The sequence below is a fragment of the Acidobacteriota bacterium genome (genome assembly GCA_026393755.1).
In the GTDB taxonomy this organism is placed as follows: Bacteria; Acidobacteriota; Vicinamibacteria; order Vicinamibacterales; family JAKQTR01; genus JBAXOX01.
In genome coordinates this window covers 38,721-57,483 of sequence record JAPKZO010000039.1, presented here as the reverse complement: position 1 = coordinate 57,483, position 18,763 = coordinate 38,721, and the positions used below count along the sequence as shown (strand labels likewise).

The window sequence follows — 18,763 nt, the reverse complement described above, 5'->3', positions numbered from 1 at the left end:
CCCTACTGAGGCACGGTGACCGGGACGACCCCGATGTCCCTGGTCGCGCCGCTGTCGTCGATGGCCTGCACGAGAATCGTGTGAGGGCCCGGACCGATGCCAAAATCCACCTCGACGTTCCAGCCATAGATGTCGCCGCGTCGCGCGTACCGGGGCATCGCTCTGGCGACATCCGGCCGGGGCACGCCGAGCCGCACGCTCGTCTTGTAGTGGCCGTCAAAGTAGATCCGGATCTCGGAGACCCCCGAGTCGTCGACGGCCCAGCCGCCCACCAGGGTCTTTCCAGGTTTGAGCACGTCGCCCGCCTTGGGCGTATCGACGACGCCCTGTGGCAACTCGTTGTCCGGGTTCTTCACCCGTTCTCCGCAGGCGAGGAACGAGGAGAGAGCGACGGCGATGGTCGCGATGCGAACGACGCGCCGACAAGTCACCAGATCTCTCATGGCGCACTCCCTGTGTTGCCACCTTGCTCCGCGGCCGGCCCCGGCGGCACACCGAAGGTCCGACATCGTTCGATTCTCCGTCATATCCTGACGCGATAGTCGGGGAAGTCGCGCGTCAGATGGGGATTGTAATAGGGATCACGTTCGCAGACATCGGCCCACGTCGTCCTCATCAGCTCGAGGTCGCTGGATTTCCAGGTCCGAGCCGGAGCCGTCGCGGATTCGACATGGCACAACTCCGCGTGTGGCGTGAACACGATTCTGTACCCGGCCCGACGAAGGCGCATGCAGTAGTCGACATCGTTGAAATCAAGCGCGAAACGCTCGTCAAACCCGTTCATCCGCTCATACAGGTCGCGGCGCGTCATCATGCACGCTGCCGTGACCGCCGAGTAGTTCTTGATGATGAGGGCACTCGACCCGTAGCCGGTGGAGGACCCTGCGTGGCCATGAAACGCGTGCGCGGCCAGCCCGCACACACCCATCACGACGCCGATGTGCTGAATTCGCCCGTCCGGATAGAGCAGCTTGGGGCCGACCGCGCCGATGGCATCCTGCTGGGAGAACTCGAGCATCGCCTCGATCCACTCGGGAGTGATCACCTCGATGTCGTCGTTGAACAGGAGAAGGTGGCTGCCGTGGCTCTCCCGCACGGCAGCGTTCAGCTTGCGGGGGTAGTTGAATGCGCCTTCGACGGGATGATGCACGCGCGTGTGCGGCACCGCCTCCAGGAACGCCTCGGTCGCCTCCGGCAGGCTGCTGTCATCGGCAATCACGAGCTCGTAGCGGTCGTACGTGGACTTCCGCACAATCGATTGGATGCATTCCAATACGCTGATCTGAGGTCCCTCGACGTCGCGCGTACGACCGGTGGTCGGAATGATGATGGAGACGAGCGGCTTGCCGGCGATTCTGTGACGCACGCGGTACAGGCCGTTCGCCGGGCCGGGCACCACGGTGGCATCCAGCCCGCAGCGGGCCACGTGGTCCTGCAGCGCCCGTTCCCCGGCGTCTGAAGCCCAGTTCTTGGCGGTGCCAGACGAGGCGGTCGACTCGGGGAGCTTCCGCCACCGGTAGAGCATCTTCGGGATGTGATGGATGCGCTCGGAGCGCTCACTGACGCGCAGCGCGAGGTCGTAGTCCTGCGCACCATCGCAACGTGACCTGAACCCGCCCACGTCCCTGACCAGGCTGGCACGCAGCACCATCAGGTGACAGGTGTACATCGTTGACCGGAAATGCTCGGGCGACCAGTCGGGTTTGAAGTACGGGTCGCAACGCTCCCCGGCCGCGTCGAGCTTGTCTTCGTCGGAGTAGATCCAGTCAGCGTCCGGAACCTCGTTGAGGAAGCGGGCCACCTCATACAGCGCTTCCGGCGCCAGTTCGTCGTCGTGATCGAGCAGGGCGAAGAACTCGCCGGTTGCCACATCGAGCGCCGCGTTTGACGCGGCGGAGATGCCGCCGTTTCTCGCGCAGTGGACGACATGGATCCGCGAATCGCCTAGCGCTTCGTACTCCTTCAGAACACGAAGAGTCCCGTGCCTGGTCGATCCGTCGTCGGCCAGGCACAGCTCCCAGTCGGGGTACACCTGGCCGCGCACCGATTCGACGCAGGCGCGCAGCCACCTCGGATCCGTGTTGTAGACAGGCGTGATCACACTGATCCGCGGGCGAATGCCAAACCCCGCCACCGCGGCAGCCATCTGTGCGAGATCAGTCTCCATCGGCGTGTTGATCGCGATCCAGCGCCTGTATCGCGCCGTGTGCTCGTCGGCCGACTGCAGATCTCTGATTTGCCGGAGCGTCCCAATCAGTCCCGAGCGTCGGATTCGAACACCGAACGCCCGAATCGACCGCCACCTGTCGGCCAACGTCCGCCGCCATTCGATCCGCGGCTCACCCCAGACGGCCCACGCGTTGGCCCCGGATACTCCCGCAGGCAGCGTCGTCGCGAAACCCACGACGACCTCTGGGAGTGCACCCGGCGGCAACTGCACGGCCACGCGGCGCCAGCGGCGATCGGCGAACCGTTCGCCGGGATTGATGCGAAGCGAACGCGTGGTCCGCCAGTCGAGCGAGGGGACCTCGACATCGAGCGCAAACACCACGCCGCCCCGGTTGTTCGCCCACACGATCGGCAGCAGGCCGCAGTCGGCGATCACGCGCGAGCCGGCCTGAGGAGCAAACCGGAACGAGACCGCCGACGTGGGGTGCATGAACAGCGCGTGGCGGGTCTGGTGGCTGATCCGAACCGGGGGCAGCCACCGAATCGCGTCACCGGCGTGAGGCTGATCGGTTCGTTGATCCTCCAAGGGATGGAAGCGAAACAGATCGGTGGTCCAGAAGAACCGATGCAGGGCCGTGCCAATCCCGCCGGCCAGGCCGCGACTGCAGATCAACCGCCACAGGGCGCCAAGGGTCCATGACGGGTGGGTGGCAAAGACCATGTTGGCGCGCAACCGGATCCACGCCCGCCGGGGGCGCGAGAGGATCAGGTGATGCAGTTGCAGGTGAACCCGGCTGGCCTCTTCCTCAAGGCGGGACAGTGCCGCTCGCCGCCTTGCCAGCACGCGTTCCGGCGATTCGTCGCGTTGGGGCGCGGCGTCGGACCCGGGCTGCCCATCCCCGTCTGGCCGCAGCGGTTCCGATGGCAGAGACAGGTCGGCCCCGAGTGTCTGAGCCGCTCCGCGGCGCGGAACGACCAGCCGCACGACGTGTGTGATCCGGTAGATCCAGGTGGCCCTGATAGCCTTGATACTGGCGAGATTCGCGTCCAGTGCCAGGCGCAATTCGCGTTCGCGCGCCGCCAGGGCATCGAGTTCAATTGCGATCTCGTCGCGGCGAGTCTGCACGGAACCCTCATGCGCGGGCAACCGGGTCGGAGCGGCGCCGTGAGTCATCGGATCGGCGTGGCCGCGAGGTCCGCGTAGCAGGCAAGTCCCCCATCGACCGCGCCATCATACAACAGCCGTCCATGGTCGAGGACGAGCACCCGGTCGCAGATCGCCCGTACCGCCTCGGGCGAATGCGAAACGAACAGGATCGTCTTGCCGCGTGCCCTGAAGTCCCTCACGGTATGGATGCACTGCTGCTGAAAGTCCGCATCGCCCACCGCGAAAATCTCGTCGAGCAGCAGAATGTCCGGATCGAGATTGGCGGCGATGGCAAAGCCGATCCGCATGTGCATGCCCGACGAGTAGTTCTTGATTGGCACGTCCATGAAGTGCTCGAGCCCCGAGTACGCGACGATCGCGGGATAGAGGGCCTCGGTCTCGCCCCGCGACAGGCCGTTGATCGAGGCATTCAGAAACACATTCTCGCGTCCGCTCAGCTCACCATGAAAGCCGACTCCGAGTTCGATCATCGTGCCGATCCGGGCGGCGCGGGCCACCAGCAGGCGCCCTGCGGTGGGCTGGTACAGCCCGGCGACGAGCTTCAGAAACGTGCTCTTTCCCGAACCGTTTCGTCCGACCACGCCGACCGTCTCGCCCCGGCCAATCGACAGCGACACATCCCGGAGCGCCCAGAACTCTTCGACCATCTCCCGCTTGTTCGCGTGAAACACGCCCAGAAACCGGACTTTCAGTTCGCCGGCCCGGTTGTGGCGCAGAAAGAACCGTTTGGACAGACCTTCGGCGATGATGGCCGTGTCCATCAGAGTCGCTCCGACAGCCGGTCTTCGACCGCCAGAAATACCCGCACACCCGCCCACAGGGTGCCGAACGCGTACACGGTGGCGATCATCCAGACCCGGGTGCCAGGCCACTGGCGGTAGTAGAAGATCTGCTGGTAGGCGACGATGAACGGCGACAGGGGCGTCAACAGGATCAATGCCCGCAACCCTTCTGACACCCGGGCCAGGGGGTACACAATCGGTGTCAGCCAGAAGAGAATCGAGAGGGCGATGTCAAGCAGATGCCGGATGTCCCGGAAATACGCCGTTCCCGCGGCGAGCAGCAGCGCGACCCCCACGGTGAACATCACCTGCAGGCCGAGGAAGACGGGGTACAGCAACATCGGACCTGATGGCGGCACCCGGTACACCAGCAGCATCAGCGGTAGGAACACGACGATCGTCAGCAGGTACTGCGCCAGGTTGAAAAGCACTGTCGCGATCGGCAGGATCGCCGGCGGGAACCTGACGCTTCTCATCAGGCTGCCGCTGTCGATGATGGCGCCGGTGGACATCGTGGCCGAGCTGGCGAAGAAGCTCCACGGCAGGATTCCCAGGAGCAGGAAGAACACGAATCCCTCGACGCTGGTGCGCAGGATGTACGTGAACGCGACGGCGTACACGCCGATCATCATAAGCGGATTGACGAGCGACCAGAGGAATCCGAGCACCGATCCGCGGTACTTGAGCTTCAGGTCCTTCAGGACCAGGTTCTTCAGCAGTTCCCGATAGCGTATCAATCCCGCAATCGTGCTCCCGATGCTCGGGCGCTCGGTCGCGCGGTCCATCATATCGGTCATATTTCGCGCGATTAGATTATCATGGGCTCCATTGCCGGACATGCGAATCCTCCACGTCACGCAAGGCTATGCCCCCGCGATTGGCGGCACCGAACTGTTGATTCAGCGGGTGTCGGAGGAGTTGGCCCGGCGATACGGCGACCAGGTCGCCGTCTTCACGACCGACTGTCTGAATGGGGAGGCCTTCTTCTCGCCGCGGCTGCCTCACCTGACGACCGGATGGGAGGACATCGGCGGCGTGCGCGTGCGGCGGTTCCCCGTCCGCCGCGGCGTGAGCCGGGCGCTGCGCGGTCCTCAAGCGCTCGCGTACAGACTCAGACTGCCGTTCAACCAACGCCTTCGGGCGCTGGCGGGCGGTCCCATCGTGCCTGGGCTCCGCCAGGCCATCACGGAGTGGCCGTGCGACGTGGTAGCCGCCGCATCGTTTCCGTTGCTGCACATGTTCGACGCGCTCGCCGGAGCCCACGTGACGGGCCGCCCGTGCGTGCTCACCGGCTGTCTGCATCCCGATGACGACTGGGGCTTCCAGCGGTCGATGATCTACAAAGCGATTCGCGAAGCCGACGCGTACGTCGCGCTCACACAGTTCGAGGCCGACTACGTAATCGCGAGAGGCGCGGCGCCCGAACGGGTGCACGTCGCCGGTGTTGGTATCGATGCCGAGACGTACGACGGCGTGACCAGCGAGGAAGCCAAGTGGCGCATGGGCTTCGACAAACGGCCGCTGGTCGGCTTCATCGGGCAGCTTGGCGGCCACAAAGGGCTGGATACGCTGCTCCGCGCCATGCCTCAGGTGTGGCAGGCGGAGCCCCATCTCAATCTGCTCGTGGCCGGTCACCGGACGCTGTATACGCCGCACGTCGAGCGGATCATGCACGCGTGGCCGGCGGACTTCCAGCGCCAGTCGCGTCTCCTCGTGGATTTCCCAACCGCCAAGAAGCCGTGGCTGTTCGGGGCGATTGATCTGCTGGCGTATCCGTCGGGGTACGAATCGTTCGGGATCTCGTATCTCGAGGCCTGGGCGGCGGGCAAGCCGGTGATTGGCGCGAGATCGGGCGCGGTGCCCTCGGTTATCTCAGAGGACGTGGACGGGCTGCTCGTCGACTACCAGGACGATCAGGCCCTCGCGCGCGCCATTCTGGATCTCGTGCGCTCTGCAGAGCGGGCGCGGAACATGGGGGAAGCTGGCCGCACCAAGACCCTGGCCCGGTACACGTGGAGACGCGTCGCCGAGCGCTTCCGCGAGATCTACACGGGGGTGCTGAATGCGGACGCCACGCGCGACGTGGCGTCCAGACTACCGGCGAACTGAGAACAGGCGCCTCAGCCGGACCAGGGCCTCGCGCAACCGCCAGAAGCGGCTCCGTTTCATGTGGCCAATCGCGTCAAGAGCCTGATTCAGTCTGGTGGCCACCCGGTCGTGGCTGTCGCGCAGGTCATCACGTTCCCTCCGCAGGGCCTCGCGCTGTACGGTCATTGAGTCGTACGCCGTCTTCAACCCGCCCCGCTCGGCCAGCAAGGCGTCCCGCTCGGCCAGCAAGGCGTCCCGCTCGACCCGCAACGCGCTCCGCTCGGCCAGCAAGGCGTCCCGCTCGGCTTCCGTCGCCGCCAGCGCGTTCTGGATGTCGGCCGAGTAGTTCCGGGCATCGGTCGCCGCCGACAGCAACGCCCAGTAGCGGCGCTCGTAGTCGAGCACCAGGCGAGGCACCGTCTCCTGCCGCCTCCGGAACCGGGCCGCCCACGGCACGATGTATGTCGCGTCGTAATCGACGTCGCGATAGAAACCGTGCCGCGCAAACTGTTCCGCCCAGTATTCAGGCGGGTGGACGTTGACGTGCGTCGGTTCGCGGTGGTCGACCGGCGAAGACGAGAACAGGATGTCGGTAGTCTGAGCGCACATGTTTGCGATCGCCGCCTCGGCATCGCGGATCGGCATGTGCTCGGCGACTTCGATCGACACGACGAGATCCCAGGGACCACCCAGATCGCCGGTCACCGAACCGACCCGGCAGTAAGGCTTGATCGGATCGTAGACCTGCTCTATCGCGAACGGAGAGATGTCGACGCCCCAGGCGTCAACCCCCCGGTCGCGGAGCGTCTCGACCAGAAACCCCAGGGCGCACCCCGCGTCGAGCACGCGCGCAGGCGCGATGTCGGCCACAATCCGATCGGCGATGCGGCCAAACGAACCCAGCCACACGTCATTGCGGACATACGGCTGCCCGCAGCAGTGCTGGTAGTAGTAGGCGTCGAACGAATCGGCTGGAATCACGGGCAGTCTCCGGCGCGAAGCACGCTCACGTTACCACAGGGGAAGGGCAATGGGCCCGGAGTCCTGGCTTGAAGGCCCCAGGGCGAAAAACAAGAATGTAATCTGCCGGGGCCGGCGCAACCGAGATTACAATTTTGAGACGGTGATCAGACGGCTGATTCAATGACTGCCAATCTCCTGCTGAACCAGAACGCGCGCGCCGCCGCATGAGAGGCGCACTCGAAATCCTCCGCGCGCGGCGATGGCCATGGGCCAGCCTGCTGGCGTTGCCGGTCGTCGCGATCTTATGGCAGTCGTTCTTCTGGTTCGATCGCTTTCCTGTCGCGGCCAGGGCTGCCTACGCAGGCCTGACGCTGTTGTCGGCGCTGCGCCCGGCGCAGGGATTGCTCGCGATCGCGGCGCTCGCGACGCTGGGCGGGCCCATCGCCTTGATGGTCGGCGCCCCGCAAGGGCGAACGGCGGAGCCGCTCCTCCTGGCGTTTCTGGTCGGCTGGCTGGTGCACAGCGTCGTGAGGCGCCAGTCAATCCTCGATCGCGACGACAGCCTGTCGGCGCCCCTCGCGCTGTTTGCGCTGGCCGTCTCCGCCTCGCTCGTCGTGGTGTCAGTCGCCGTGCAGAGCGCAACCGCGCCCCCCTGGCAGTTCATCCGGTTGATCACCGGTCTCCTCGCGCACGACTATTTCCGTTTGACGCACTTCGAAACGCAGAACTGGGACCCTGCGGCGCTCCTGCTCGAAGGCGTTCTGGTCATGGCGGCCGTGCTCCAGGTGACCAGGCGGCGCCCCGACCTGCAGTCTGCCGTGGCTCGCATGCTCGCCATCGGGATTGCCGCCGCGGGTGTCCTGTCGTTGGTCCGCCTGGGAACGGCCCTGGTGCGGGAGGCCGATCCGGTTGCGTTCCTGCTCTATGCGCTCACGTCGCTCCGGTTGAGCGTGCACACGTCCGACTTCAATGCCGCCGGTTCGCAGTTCGTGCTGGCGCTCCCGCTGCTCTGGGTGCTCGGAATCATGGTCGGAAGATGGCGGCCGGTGTGGTGGCTCGCCGCCGGCGCGGTCATCGCGGCCCTGTGGCTGACCGGATCACGGTCCGCCCAGTTCTCAATCCTGCTGACACTCGCTGCGGTGATGGCGGTCGGAGCCGGACGCCAGGCCAGGGCGCGGCTCGCGCTGGTGGCGGTTGCCCTCGTCGCCCTCGTCTACGCGATCATCGTGGGGCGCCCAGGGCCCGAGTCGTCGATCGTGGCCACCCTGGAGAATCGATGGCTGTTCCTGCAACTCAGCTGGGACATGCTCAAGTCGGCGCCGCTGTTCGGCGTGGGGATCGCCGAGTACTGGAACCTTTCGAGAGTGTGGATGCCAGAAGGGCTCAGGACGCTCTACGCCGCCGAGAATGCCCATAACAACTTTGCCCAGATCGGCGTCGAGCTGGGCGTGACGGGCCTGGGTCTGTTCCTGTGGGTGCTCGCCTCAAGCTGGCGCCGCGCCCGCCAGGCGCTGTCGGCCGATGCCGATCCACTCCTCCGAGCCCTGCTACTGGGTCTTGTCGCCACGCTCTTGACGTTTCTGACGGGACACCCGCTGCTCATTGGCGCGTTTGCCTGCAGCTTCTGGATCGCGCTCGGCCTCGCCGTCGCGCGGGCTGATGCTCTTTCGGGCCGTTCCGCGAGTACCGAGCAGCCGCTGTCGATCCAGGACGGCCGTCCGGCTTCCGGCCGCTGGAGATCGCGTGCCGCAGCGCTCATCGCGCTGCTCATCTTCGTGTCGGTGCCGTTTCGCGCGCGTCTGGCCAGCGACCAGGTGGACCTGTCCCGCACGCGGTATGGCTTTGCGGAGGGCAGCGTCGACCCGGTGTCGAACGCCCGGTTTGAATGGATCGGGCCACGTGCGACGATGTTCGTGCCCGCCGACGCACAAAGTCTGTACCTCTCGGCCAGCCCGGCGGCCGGTGAGGATGGAGCGGATCTGGAGTTGATGGTGGACGGGCGCCTGGCCAATCGCGTCGTGCTGCGTGACGGCCTCTGGCTGGACATGAGGCTGATCCTGCCCGTCACGAAATCGACCCGCGCCTTCAGGAGGATCGATCTGATCGTGAGGCGATCCAGCGGCGATTATCCGTCCGGATCGCCGGCGCGTGATTCGAACGACCCCCGGGTGCGTCTCCGAAACGTCCGCGCCAAGTAGCGGCGTCAGCGAACCGGGGCGGCGCGCGGCTAGAACGCCATGTGGGCCTCACAGGCCGACGCCAGACCCAGGAGCGCCTCGGTGGCGTGGCGGCGTCCCACCAGTTGCATGCCGCACGGAAGGCCCGCCGCCGTCTGGGCCATCGGCAGCGAGATCGCCGGATGCCCCGTGAGATTGAACAGCTGCGTGGCGCGCAGCATCATGTTGCGAACAGGCTCCGGCTTGCCCGCGATGTCGACCGAGTTCGCGCCGATAAGCGGTGCGGTGATCGGCAGCGTCGGCATCGCCAGCGCATCGCAGCCGGCCAGAGCCGTATCCACCTCTGCCCGCAGCACGCGCCGGCCACGTTGCGCGCGCACGTAATCCTCGGCCAGCAGGTACCGTCCCATCTCGATCCGAAGGCGGACATTCGGCGTGTAGAGCTCAGGGTGCTCCTCGATTGCGCGGGCATGATACGCCGACGCCTCGGGCAGCGACGTGTGAAGGTAGATCGTCCCGATCTCTGCCGCGTGCGGGATGACCACGTCGACCGTCTCGGCCCCGGCCTGCCGCAGCCACGCCAGGCTCTCGGCGAATCGCTGCCGAACCTGGTCGTCGACCAGGTCGAGAAAGTAAGGGCGCGGGACGCCCAGGCGGAGACCCCTGACGTCTGACCTGGCGGGCAACGGCCACAGCGCAGCTGACCGGTCTCCCCGCAGGATCAGATAGAGCAGCCAGGCATCGGCCACGCATCTGGCGAGCGGCCCGACGTGATCGAGCGATTCGCTGAGCGGCACGACGCCATCACACGGCACTTCGCCCCACGTCGGCTTCAGGCCCACCGTGCCGCACGCAGCCGAAGGAATACGAATCGAGCCTCCAGTGTCGGTGCCGATCGACGCGACCGACATGCCCGTCACAATCGACACTGCCGATCCGCCGCTCGACCCGCCGGGCGAACGCGCCGGGTCGTGCGGGTTGCGCACCGCGCCGTACGCCGAATCCTCACTGGTGGTGCCAAAGGCAAACTCGTGCAGGTTGGTCTTGCCGACAAACACCGCGCCAGCCTCGCGCAACCGTGCGGTGACCGGAGCGTCCTTCGACGCGACGTGACCCTGCCGAACCTGCGATGCCGCCGTGGTGGGCACGCCGCCGACGTCGATCAGGTCCTTGAGCGAGATGGGGATGCCGTGCAGCGGCCCCCGACACCGGCCGGCAGACAGTTCGCGGTCGAGCGCCCGCGCCTGATCGAGCGCCTCGTCGCCGGTCACGGTGATGAAGGCGTGGAGCGGCTCGCTCTTGCCCGCAATCTCCGCCAGGCAGGACTCGGTCAGTGCCTCCGACGTGATTGCGCGCGCGGCCAGCAGCGGCGCCAGTTCGGTGATCGATCGAAAGTGCGGCGGCTTGGCGCTCATCCTCGCGCTCCCTGCGGTCCGCGCGCGCCGTTTACTGGCAATCCGGCGTCGGCCGGCTGACGGACGGCCCCGGCCAGATCGTTCCAGTCGGCCGCACGCAGAAACCGTGTCGCCTGAGCCAGGTTGGCCAGCAGCGGCTTCAGCTCCGGCAGTTCCCGCCGATCCGCATCGGCACACGCGCTATCAAGCCAGTCGTCAAGGGTCATATGAGTGCCTGTTCGCCTGTCGCGCCGTCGCGCTTGAACGAGAGCCCGACTCCATCGCCGATCGGGAGCACCGTCGTGATCAGCCTCGGATCGGCCGCCAGCCGACGATTGTATCCGGCGACCGCGTCGATCGTGGCCGGATCGTGGTGAGGCGTCCCTTGTGAAAACCCAGGGACGACATCGCCGCTCCACAGCACATTGTCGGTGATCAGCACGCCACCGGGCCGCAGCAGCGCGACGATTCGATCGAGCATCGGCTGATATCTGAGCTTGTCGCCATCCTGAAGAACGAGATCGAATGGGCCCGCCACTTTGTGGAGCAGCCGCGCCGCGTCACCGACCAGCACGTTGACACGATCAGTGAGCCCGGCCTGCGCGAAGTGCTGGCGCGCCATGGCCGCTCGTTCCGGGTTCAACTCGAACGTGAAGAGCAGTCCCTCATCGGGCATGGCCCGAGCGAGGTGGATCCCCGAGTACCCGTAGCCCGTGCCGATTTCGAGTACTCGCCGAACTCGCATCGCGCTCGCCATCACGTGCAGGAACCGCGCCGTGAGCCTGTCCAGTGCCGGCACGCCGTCTGCCTTCGCTCGGCGACGCACCTCCGTCAGCAACGCGTCTTCGGCAAGAGACAGACTTTCAATGTAGGCGCCGACAGCGCCATCCACCATCTCGCGCATGTCCTGTGATTCTAAACCCTGAGCGCACCTGGACGTCGGGCGATCGTCACACGTCTGCGTGCCGCGCCTCATGATACCGATCGACGGGCACTTCGAGACGCCTCAGTGAGGCAGTTTGCCAACGACCTTGTTGATGCCCCGGTGGATTCGATGGAACCACTTCGTGGGCTCGGCAAACATGAGGATGCACTCCCCATGGACCGCCGCCAACCCCTGTTGCTCGCAGAACTGGATCGCCTCGGGCGATTCGGCTCCCTGCTGAATCCAGATCCGCCGGATGCCCGCCTCCGCGGCTTCGCGCACGAGCGTCGAGGTCGAAGCGGGCGGCGTCACCAGAATGACCCCGCCAACGCGCGTGGCCAGGTCTTTCAGGCTTCGCACGCACGGCGCGCCCGCGATGAGGTCCGCCTCGGGATGCACCAGCAGGACGGAGTAGCCCTTGCCGGCCAGTTCCTTGCGAACCATGTTGCCGAATCCCTCGCCGTTGCGCGACACGCCAACCAGGGCGAGTGTCTTCTGCGAAAGAAACTCGTCTACAATTTTCCGCGACATCATGAGCGTGGCCTCCAATCGGGGGTCGGCGTGGCTACTTTCCGCCCGTCTTTGTCTGCTCACCGATCCACGTGCTGATCAGATCGAGGAATCCCGGCACGAACTCCTTCTTGAGTTTCGCGTATTCAGCGACGCCCCCGGTCTCCGAGTCCTGGTAGAGATGATTGGCGCGCGGAAACACCTCGATGCGGTAGTTCTTGAGGCCGCCGCGTGCGAATGCCTTCTCGATGGCGGCGCGGTTGGGACCCGCCGGCACCTGCACGTCGTGTCCACCAAACAGCACGAGCACAGGACATCGCACCTTTTCGAGCGCCGTCACCGGATCGAAGTCGAGGAAGAACTTGAACCACGGCGTGCGGACCGCGTCGAGCTGGCCCTTGACCTGTGCCGCCATGAACTTCTCGGGATCGCCGATCGCCTTCCGCTGAGCGTCGGGCATCGCGTCGATCGCGGCCTTCATCTCGCCGCGCATCATCGCCTCCACCTCGTCCCAGCCCGTCCCGCTGCGGACCGCCGTGAACATCTTGCGCTGGATGTCCTGGTTGCGGCGCGCCTGCTCTTCGGTGCGTCCCGCCGCGCGCCCGACGGTTTCAGACTGCGCGAGCATGATCTGTTCGCCCGTCAGTCCCGGGCCAGACATCATGATGACGAACGCAATCTCCGGGACCCGGGCCGCCAGCATCGGCGCCACGAGGCCGCCTTCGCTATGTCCCATCAGGCCGACGCGCGTCTTGTCGATCTCGGGGCGCCCCTGTAGCAGTCTCACGCCGGCCAGCGCATCTTCGGCGAAATCCGCCGTCGTCGATTGACTCGTGCTGCCCGACGATCCGCCCACGCCACGATCGTCCATCCGGAGCACCGCAATTCCGTGCCTGGTCAGGTGGTCGGCGATGCCCCGGAAGATCTTGAAGCCGAAGATCTCCTCGTCCCGGTTCTGGGCGCCGCTGCCGGTAATCAGAACGACGGCGGGAGCGGGCTTGCTGGCGACGGGAAGCGTCAGGGTGCCGGCCAGCGTCACCGAGCCCGACTTGATCGTCACCTCTTCCTCCTTGTAGGGAGGAGGGGGCACTGGCGCAGCCGGTACGGCAGGTGTCGCACCCGCGGCTGGACGCTTGAGCTCGAACGTCCCTTTCATGCCGGCTTGTTCGAACGTCCCCGACATCACGTCATTCTTGAGTTCGCCGTCGAAGACCGCCAAACCCGGACCAGCCGGCAATTCAAAATGGACCTTCGCCGCGTCCACTTGCACATTGGTCAGCGGCAAGGCCTTGGCGCCCTGTTGCGGGATGTCGATGGTGGCCTTGTAGGTGTTGCCATCGGCGGCCAGCACCACGCTGACGCCGAGTTGTGAGCCCATGATGCTGATGCTGCCTTCCCACCGCCCGGCCACACCCGGCTGGGCCACGGCCAGACCAGCGAACACGAGACTCGACATCAACGTGATGAGCGCGACACGCGAAACTACACGGCGCATAAGGACCTCTCGCTACCTGACTGGGGCGTGGCTTTGTGGCATCGACAGCGAGATGCCCAGAACAGCGCCGAGGATGATGAAGAAGGCGGCGATACACGCGACGGCTGCCGGGTTGCCCAGATTGATCGTGTAACCCATGCCGAAGCGCTTCTCGACGAAGATCGACGGATCGTCGCGATTGACGTAGAACATTCCCAGTACCCAATGGGTGTTGTCGGCGAGGCCGTTGGTCAGCGGCGCACCCGACGCCGATCGTTCGAGCCGCGCGCCGCCCTGACCGAAATGCAGCATCAGATACAAGGCGCCTCCGAGCGCGTAGATCACGAGCGCGGCGGTCATTCCCATCCCGACCACCGACAGGCGTTCGGCGAGGCCGAGCGCGACGCGGACCGCACCGATGGACATCATCGTCAGCATCAGCGTGACCAGCACGACCGTGCCGCTCAGAAACAGCGTCATTGCGCGCCGGAACCGGATCTGCGCGTCGAACGACACGCCGTGATCGGATTGGCGGATGGCTCGTTTGGCGCGCGCGGTCAGACAGGCCATCAGGCCGAGCGTCGGGCAGACGACCAGCGTGAGGATCGGCAGCACCATTACCGACCGGAACGAGCGCGGCGACCAGGCATCGGGCCGGCCGCTCGCGCCGAAGTGCGTCGGGATGCTCGCTGGCATGTCGGCGAAGTGCCACCAGGCGTACCCGACCGCCATCGCGCCGCCGACCAGCGCGACCGCCGTGGCGATCAGCGGAATCGTCAGCGACTGGGGCTGATCGATGACGAACGCCGCCGCCGACACGGGTGCGCCAGGCGCGGCCAGCGCGCGCGACCGGATGTGCGCCCACAGGTAACTGGCGACGGTTGTTCCGAGCAGAACGAAGAGCGGCACGAACGCACCCTTCGGCGAGTGCGGGTGCCTGAGGGCCAGGCCGACCCCGAGCACCACCGAGGCCGCCAGCGCGGCCACCATTACCACGTACCATCCCTGCGTGATGGCTCGTGCCTGGTCGCTGGTCGATCGGGCCTCTCCGACATAGACGCCGAACAGCAGACCGCGACGCGTGATCTTCGGAATGAGCAGCATGAAACCGCCCGCCGCGATGGTTTCGACGACAAGCACGATCCAGACCGTCAGGGCTTCCATCTCAGCGCTCGCTTTCTCCCGCTGGCGTGAACAGCTTGTCCAGTTGCCGGTCGATCTCCCGCCGGATGCCCGCCGGCGGCATGCCCGCCTGACGCATGCGCAACAACACCTGCCAGAGTTCGTCCCGAAACGCCGCGCTGGCTTCCGCGGGTGCGCGCCGCGCCGGTTCCGCCACCTCCACGCCCGAGCGATCGCGGATCTGGACGAACCCCTGGTCCTCGAGCAGGCGATACGCGCGGGCAACGGTGTTCAGATTGACCCCGAGATCGGAGGCCAGGCCGCGGACGCCAGGGAGCAGGTCGTGCGGCTTGAACGCGCCGGTGGCAATCGCGTCTCGAATCTGGCGGGCCGCCTGCTCGTAGGCAGGCTCGTCGAGGCTCCGATCAATCTGGATGACCATGGGCCGGTCCATGATCCAAACTGTATACCAATCAGCGTACAGACGTCAATGTCGAATCCGACCCGCGAGACCGCGGCGAGAAACACGAACCAGGCGGTGAAAGCCTCGCCGCGCCGACCGCTGATAGAATGCTTGTGTGGACCCGACGCTGGACCTGTTCGCCGAGATCGCGCGCCTCAAGCGCGAACGCCGCGCGATCGTGCTGGCGCACTTTTACCAGGAGCCCGACATCCAGGACATCGCCGATGTGGTCGGCGACAGCCTCGCCCTGGCCCAGGCCGCCGCCCGTGCGAGCGAGGACGTCATCGTGTTCTGTGGCGTTCACTTCATGGCGGAGACAGCCAAGATCGTCAATCCTGGCAAGCTCGTCGTGCTGCCGGATCTGGCCGCTGGCTGCTCTCTTGCCGACAGTTGTCCGGCACCGGAGTTCGAGCGCTTTGTCCGGGCGCACCCGGATCACTACGTCATCAGCTACATCAACTGCAGTGCCGGCGTGAAGGCGCTGAGCGATGTGATCTGCACGTCCAGCAACGCGGAGCGCATGATCGCCCACGTGCCCGCGGGAAGACCGATCATCTTCGCGCCCGACCAGCAACTGGGCCGCTATCTGATCAGGAAGACCGGCCGCGACATGCTGTTGTGGCCGGGAGCCTGCTCCGTGCACGTCATCTTTTCGGAGCGCGCCATCGTCCGGCTCAAGATCGAGCATCCCGACGCGCTCGTGCTCGCGCACCCGGAGTGCGAAGAACGCGTGCTCGCGCTGGCCGATCACATCGGCTCGACCACGTCGATCCTCGAGTACGCGAAGAAGAGCCCGGCCCGGAGCTTCATCGTCGTCACCGAGGCGGGCATCATCCACCAGATGAAGAAGGCGTGCCCCGGTAAGACGTTCATTCCTGCCCCGACCGACAGCGGCTGCGCCTGCAATGAGTGTCCGTACATGCGGCTGAACACGCTCGAGAAGGTGTACCGGTGCATACGCGACGGCGCACCCGAGATCACGATGCCGGAGGATCTGCGCGTCAGGGCTCTGGCGCCGCTCCAACGCATGCTTGACCTGAGCGCGCCATGACCCTTGACCCCTTGCGGCGGAGCGGCATCATCACCCTGGACCCGGTAGTGGTTCGCCACGAGATCCGGCGCTTCCTCGCGGAGGACGTCGGGACGGGAGACGTCACCACTGAGCGCGTTGTGCCGTCCCATGCGACCGGCCGCGGCTGGATCATGGCGCGCCAGGCGTGCGTGATCGCCGGCCTTGATCTTGCCCGCGCAGTCTTCTGCGAACTGGATGCGACGCTCAGTTTCAAACCGACAGTGGACGATGGCGGGCAGGTGGCCGCTGGCACACAGGTCGTGCTGCTCGAAGGGCGGGTGGCGCCGATCCTGACGGGTGAGCGGCTGGCGTTGAACCTGCTCCAGCGTCTCTCAGGCATCGCCACGATCACGCGCCGCTACGTGAATGCGATTGCCGGCACGTCGGCCTCAGTCTCGGATACGCGAAAGACGACGCCCGGCCTGCGCGTGTTCGAGAAGTACGCAGTGCGGACGGGCGGCGGACGCAATCACCGCCTGGGTCTGTTCGACGCCGTGCTCATCAAGGACAACCACATCGCCGCGGCCGGCGGCGTCGAGCAGGCGATACGAGCGGCCAGGGGCTCAGCGCAAGCCGTCATGCCAATCCAGGTCGAGATCGACACGCCCGATCAACTTGCCCTTGCGCTCGAATGCGGCGTGGACGCCGTCCTGCTCGACAACATGACGCCGGAGCGGGTCGCCGCCTGCGTGGCCACGATTCGCGCGCATCCACGGGGCAGAGGCTGCTGGATCGAGGCGTCCGGCGGCATCACGCTTCAGAACATCCGCGCGTATGCCGAAGCCGACGTCGATACGATCTCGGTCGGCACACTGACCCACTCGGCCCCATCGGTGGATCTCGCGCTCGACGTGGAGTCGCGTCCCGCACTACCGTAGGCATATGGACAGGCGCGAAACAGACGTTCTCGTAATCGGCAGCGGGCTCGCCGGCTGCGCGGCCGCGCTGATGGCCGCCCGCGGCGGCGCGCGCGTCGTCATGCTCAACAAGGCCGACCGCGCCGAGGAGAGCAACACCTGGCACGCGCAGGGCGGCATCATCTACCGCGGCGCGATAGATTCGCCGGAGCAACTCGCATCCGACATCACCGCGGCTGGAGCCGGCTTGTGCGATCCCGCGGCCGTCGAGTTGCTGAGCCGCGAGGGCCCGCGCCTGGTCAAGCAGTTGCTGATTGACGATGTCGGCGTGCCCTTCGACCGCGCGACCGACGGGCAGCTCGACCTGACCGCCGAAGCGGCGCACTCGGTGGCCCGCATCATCCACACCGAGGACATGACCGGCCGGTCCATCGAAGAGTCGATGATGGCTGCTGTCGGGCGCGAGCCGAACGTCACCCTGCTCACGGGTCGAACAGCGATCGACCTGCTGACGCTCTCGCATCATTCGCGCAACCCGCTGGACGTGTACGCGCCTCCCACGTGCGTCGGCGCATATGTGTTCGATCACGCCGCGCAGCACGTTGAGCTGCTGATGGCGAAAGAGACGATTCTCGCCACCGGCGGTCTCGGGCGCATCTTCCTGCACACCACCAACCCGGCAGGCGCGTGCGGTGACGGCGTGGCGATGGCGTACCGTGCCGGGGCGCGCTGCATCAACATGCAGTTCGTCCAGTTCCACCCGACGACGCTCTACCACGGCAGCGAGCGCTTCCTGATTTCGGAGTCGTTGCGGGGAGAGGGAGCGCGGCTCATTGACGCGGCGGGGCGCGAGTTCATGGTCGCGTACCATCCCGATGGGTCGCTCGCTCCACGCGACATCGTGGCGCGCGGGATTCACCAGATGATGCACGAGACCGGGGCGCGCTGCGCGTATCTCGACATTTCGCACAAGCCTGCCGACTGGATTCGTTCACGGTTTCCAGGCATCTCCGCCAAGTGCAGCGAGGTCGGCATCGACATCACGACCCAGCCCATCCCGGTCGTGCCCGCGGCCCACTATAGCTGCGGCGGCATCGCGGTGGATGAGTGGGGCCGATCGAGCATGCACCGTCTGCGCGCAGTGGGCGAAGTGTCGTGCACGGGCCTGCATGGCGCGAACCGGCTGGCCAGCACGTCACTGCTCGAATGTCTCGTGTGGGGCACGCGCGCCGGCGAGGATGTCGCCCGCGCCGTCGCGTCCGGCGGCGATTACTACCTGCCCGAGATTGCGCCGTGGCAGTACGAGACCGAAGCGGTCGATCCGGCGCTGGTCGCGCAGGATTGGCTCACCATCCGACAGACGATGTGGAATTACGTGGGGCTGGTGAGGACACGCAAGCGGCTCGACCGGGCGCAGCAGATTCTGCGCGAGCTGCACCTCGAGGTCGGCCGGTTCTACGCGCGTTCCGAGCTGAACGACGGGCTGATTGGGCTGAGAAACAGCATTCAGGCTGCGCTCGTCGTGCTGTTGGCCGCGACCGAGGCCCGCGAAAGCCGAGGGTGCCACTACCGCGTGGACTGACGCCCCGGGATGCATGC

17 protein-coding genes are annotated in these 18,763 nt (G+C 66.2%); 5 read left to right on the top strand and 12 right to left on the bottom strand.

Going from position 1 to position 18,763, the window contains the following annotated elements:
* Positions 1 to 2 precede the first annotated feature (2 nt).
* The 4 genes from NTV05_16605 to NTV05_16590 form a co-directional block, all read right to left on the bottom strand.
* Positions 3 to 443 carry an Ig-like domain-containing protein gene (locus tag NTV05_16605; GenBank protein MCX6546018.1) on the bottom strand — a complete coding sequence of 147 codons (441 nt, stop codon included), beginning with the start codon at positions 441 to 443 and terminating at the stop codon, positions 3 to 5.
* Positions 444 to 523: 80 nt separating this feature from the next.
* Complete coding sequence (locus NTV05_16600; protein MCX6546017.1) at positions 524 to 3,295, bottom strand: glycosyltransferase; 2,772 nt, start codon at positions 3,293 to 3,295, stop codon at positions 524 to 526.
* 44 nt (positions 3,296 to 3,339) lie between these two features.
* Entirely contained in the window at positions 3,340 to 4,098 is a 759-nt protein-coding gene (locus NTV05_16595) for an ABC transporter ATP-binding protein (protein MCX6546016.1), read from the bottom strand.
* On the bottom strand, positions 4,098 to 4,907 hold the full coding sequence (locus NTV05_16590) for an ABC transporter permease (GenBank protein ID MCX6546015.1): 810 nt from the start codon (positions 4,905 to 4,907) through the stop codon (positions 4,098 to 4,100). Before NTV05_16590 ends, NTV05_16595 begins: the two co-directional genes overlap by 1 nt.
* A 49-nt stretch (positions 4,908 to 4,956) precedes the next feature.
* On the opposite strand from NTV05_16590, the gene NTV05_16585 reads away from it, so the two are divergent.
* Complete coding sequence (locus NTV05_16585) at positions 4,957 to 6,228, top strand: glycosyltransferase family 4 protein (protein ID MCX6546014.1); 1,272 nt, start codon at positions 4,957 to 4,959, stop codon at positions 6,226 to 6,228.
* Here the strand turns inward: NTV05_16585 and NTV05_16580 are convergent.
* Positions 6,214 to 7,188, bottom strand: a complete 975-nt coding sequence (locus NTV05_16580; GenBank protein ID MCX6546013.1) for a methyltransferase domain-containing protein — start codon at positions 7,186 to 7,188, stop codon at positions 6,214 to 6,216. The two genes, NTV05_16585 and NTV05_16580, sit on opposite strands and share 15 nt — an antisense overlap.
* A gap of 206 nt (positions 7,189 to 7,394) precedes the next feature.
* On the opposite strand from NTV05_16580, the gene NTV05_16575 reads away from it, so the two are divergent.
* Positions 7,395 to 9,368 carry an O-antigen ligase family protein gene (locus tag NTV05_16575; GenBank protein ID MCX6546012.1) on the top strand — a complete coding sequence of 658 codons (1,974 nt, stop codon included), beginning with the start codon at positions 7,395 to 7,397 and terminating at the stop codon, positions 9,366 to 9,368.
* Positions 9,369 to 9,397: 29 nt separating this feature from the next.
* Here the strand turns inward: NTV05_16575 and NTV05_16570 are convergent, their stop codons facing one another.
* The 7 genes from NTV05_16570 to NTV05_16540 all read right to left on the bottom strand — a co-directional run bounded on the left by NTV05_16570 (position 9,398) and on the right by NTV05_16540 (position 15,214).
* Entirely contained in the window at positions 9,398 to 10,762 is a 1,365-nt protein-coding gene (locus NTV05_16570; protein ID MCX6546011.1) for an amidase, read from the bottom strand.
* On the bottom strand, positions 10,759 to 10,968 hold the full coding sequence (locus NTV05_16565; protein MCX6546010.1) for a hypothetical protein: 210 nt from the start codon (positions 10,966 to 10,968) through the stop codon (positions 10,759 to 10,761). The genes NTV05_16570 and NTV05_16565 overlap by 4 nt, the downstream gene beginning before the upstream one ends.
* Complete coding sequence (locus tag NTV05_16560; protein ID MCX6546009.1) at positions 10,965 to 11,645, bottom strand: O-methyltransferase; 681 nt, start codon at positions 11,643 to 11,645, stop codon at positions 10,965 to 10,967. Before NTV05_16560 ends, NTV05_16565 begins: the two co-directional genes overlap by 4 nt.
* A 102-nt stretch (positions 11,646 to 11,747) precedes the next feature.
* Positions 11,748 to 12,200, bottom strand: coding sequence for a CoA-binding protein (locus NTV05_16555; protein MCX6546008.1), 453 nt, complete (start codon positions 12,198 to 12,200; stop codon positions 11,748 to 11,750).
* A 31-nt stretch (positions 12,201 to 12,231) separates the two neighbouring features.
* Positions 12,232 to 13,671 (bottom strand): alpha/beta fold hydrolase, encoded by a 1,440-nt coding sequence (locus tag NTV05_16550; protein ID MCX6546007.1) that lies wholly within the window; start codon positions 13,669 to 13,671, stop codon positions 12,232 to 12,234.
* A gap of 12 nt (positions 13,672 to 13,683) precedes the next feature.
* Entirely contained in the window at positions 13,684 to 14,814 is a 1,131-nt protein-coding gene (locus NTV05_16545) for a DUF5808 domain-containing protein (protein MCX6546006.1), read from the bottom strand.
* Position 14,815: 1 nt separating this feature from the next.
* Positions 14,816 to 15,214, bottom strand: coding sequence for a GntR family transcriptional regulator (locus tag NTV05_16540; protein MCX6546005.1), 399 nt, complete (start codon positions 15,212 to 15,214; stop codon positions 14,816 to 14,818).
* Between the two features lie 136 nt (positions 15,215 to 15,350).
* Here NTV05_16540 and nadA point away from each other — a divergent pair, with 136 nt between their 5' ends.
* The 3 genes from nadA to nadB are packed head-to-tail and all read left to right on the top strand — an operon-like array spanning position 15,351 to position 18,746.
* Complete coding sequence (gene nadA, locus NTV05_16535; protein MCX6546004.1) at positions 15,351 to 16,286, top strand: quinolinate synthase NadA; 936 nt, start codon at positions 15,351 to 15,353, stop codon at positions 16,284 to 16,286.
* The gene (gene nadC, locus NTV05_16530; protein ID MCX6546003.1) at positions 16,283 to 17,185 is read left to right on the top strand and encodes a carboxylating nicotinate-nucleotide diphosphorylase; all 903 of its coding nucleotides are present in this window, start codon (positions 16,283 to 16,285) and stop codon (positions 17,183 to 17,185) included. Before nadA ends, nadC begins: the two co-directional genes overlap by 4 nt.
* A 4-nt stretch (positions 17,186 to 17,189) precedes the next feature.
* Positions 17,190 to 18,746 (top strand): L-aspartate oxidase, encoded by a 1,557-nt coding sequence (gene nadB, locus NTV05_16525; GenBank protein ID MCX6546002.1) that lies wholly within the window; start codon positions 17,190 to 17,192, stop codon positions 18,744 to 18,746.
* Positions 18,747 to 18,763 lie beyond the last annotated feature (17 nt).

What these genes read in the sequence shown, in the direction of transcription:
- NTV05_16605 (MCX6546018.1), bottom strand. Translation starts at nt 443, where the DNA reads ATGAGAGATCTGGTGACTTGTCGGCGCGTCGTTCGCATCGCGACCATC.
- NTV05_16595 (MCX6546016.1), bottom strand. Translation starts at nt 4,098, where the DNA reads ATGGACACGGCCATCATCGCCGAAGGTCTGTCCAAACGGTTCTTTCTG.
- NTV05_16590 (MCX6546015.1), bottom strand. Translation starts at nt 4,907, where the DNA reads ATGATGGACCGCGCGACCGAGCGCCCGAGCATCGGGAGCACGATTGCG.
- NTV05_16585 (MCX6546014.1), top strand. Translation starts at nt 4,957, where the DNA reads ATGCGAATCCTCCACGTCACGCAAGGCTATGCCCCCGCGATTGGCGGC.
- NTV05_16575 (MCX6546012.1), top strand. Translation starts at nt 7,395, where the DNA reads ATGAGAGGCGCACTCGAAATCCTCCGCGCGCGGCGATGGCCATGGGCC.
- NTV05_16570 (MCX6546011.1), bottom strand. Translation starts at nt 10,762, where the DNA reads ATGAGCGCCAAGCCGCCGCACTTTCGATCGATCACCGAACTGGCGCCG.
- NTV05_16565 (MCX6546010.1), bottom strand. Translation starts at nt 10,968, where the DNA reads ATGACCCTTGACGACTGGCTTGATAGCGCGTGTGCCGATGCGGATCGG.
- NTV05_16560 (MCX6546009.1), bottom strand. Translation starts at nt 11,645, where the DNA reads ATGCGCGAGATGGTGGATGGCGCTGTCGGCGCCTACATTGAAAGTCTG.
- NTV05_16555 (MCX6546008.1), bottom strand. Translation starts at nt 12,200, where the DNA reads ATGATGTCGCGGAAAATTGTAGACGAGTTTCTTTCGCAGAAGACACTC.
- NTV05_16550 (MCX6546007.1), bottom strand. Translation starts at nt 13,671, where the DNA reads ATGCGCCGTGTAGTTTCGCGTGTCGCGCTCATCACGTTGATGTCGAGT.
- NTV05_16545 (MCX6546006.1), bottom strand. Translation starts at nt 14,814, where the DNA reads ATGGAAGCCCTGACGGTCTGGATCGTGCTTGTCGTCGAAACCATCGCG.
- NTV05_16540 (MCX6546005.1), bottom strand. Translation starts at nt 15,214, where the DNA reads ATGGTCATCCAGATTGATCGGAGCCTCGACGAGCCTGCCTACGAGCAG.
- nadC (MCX6546003.1), top strand. Translation starts at nt 16,283, where the DNA reads ATGACCCTTGACCCCTTGCGGCGGAGCGGCATCATCACCCTGGACCCG.
- nadB (MCX6546002.1), top strand. Translation starts at nt 17,190, where the DNA reads ATGGACAGGCGCGAAACAGACGTTCTCGTAATCGGCAGCGGGCTCGCC.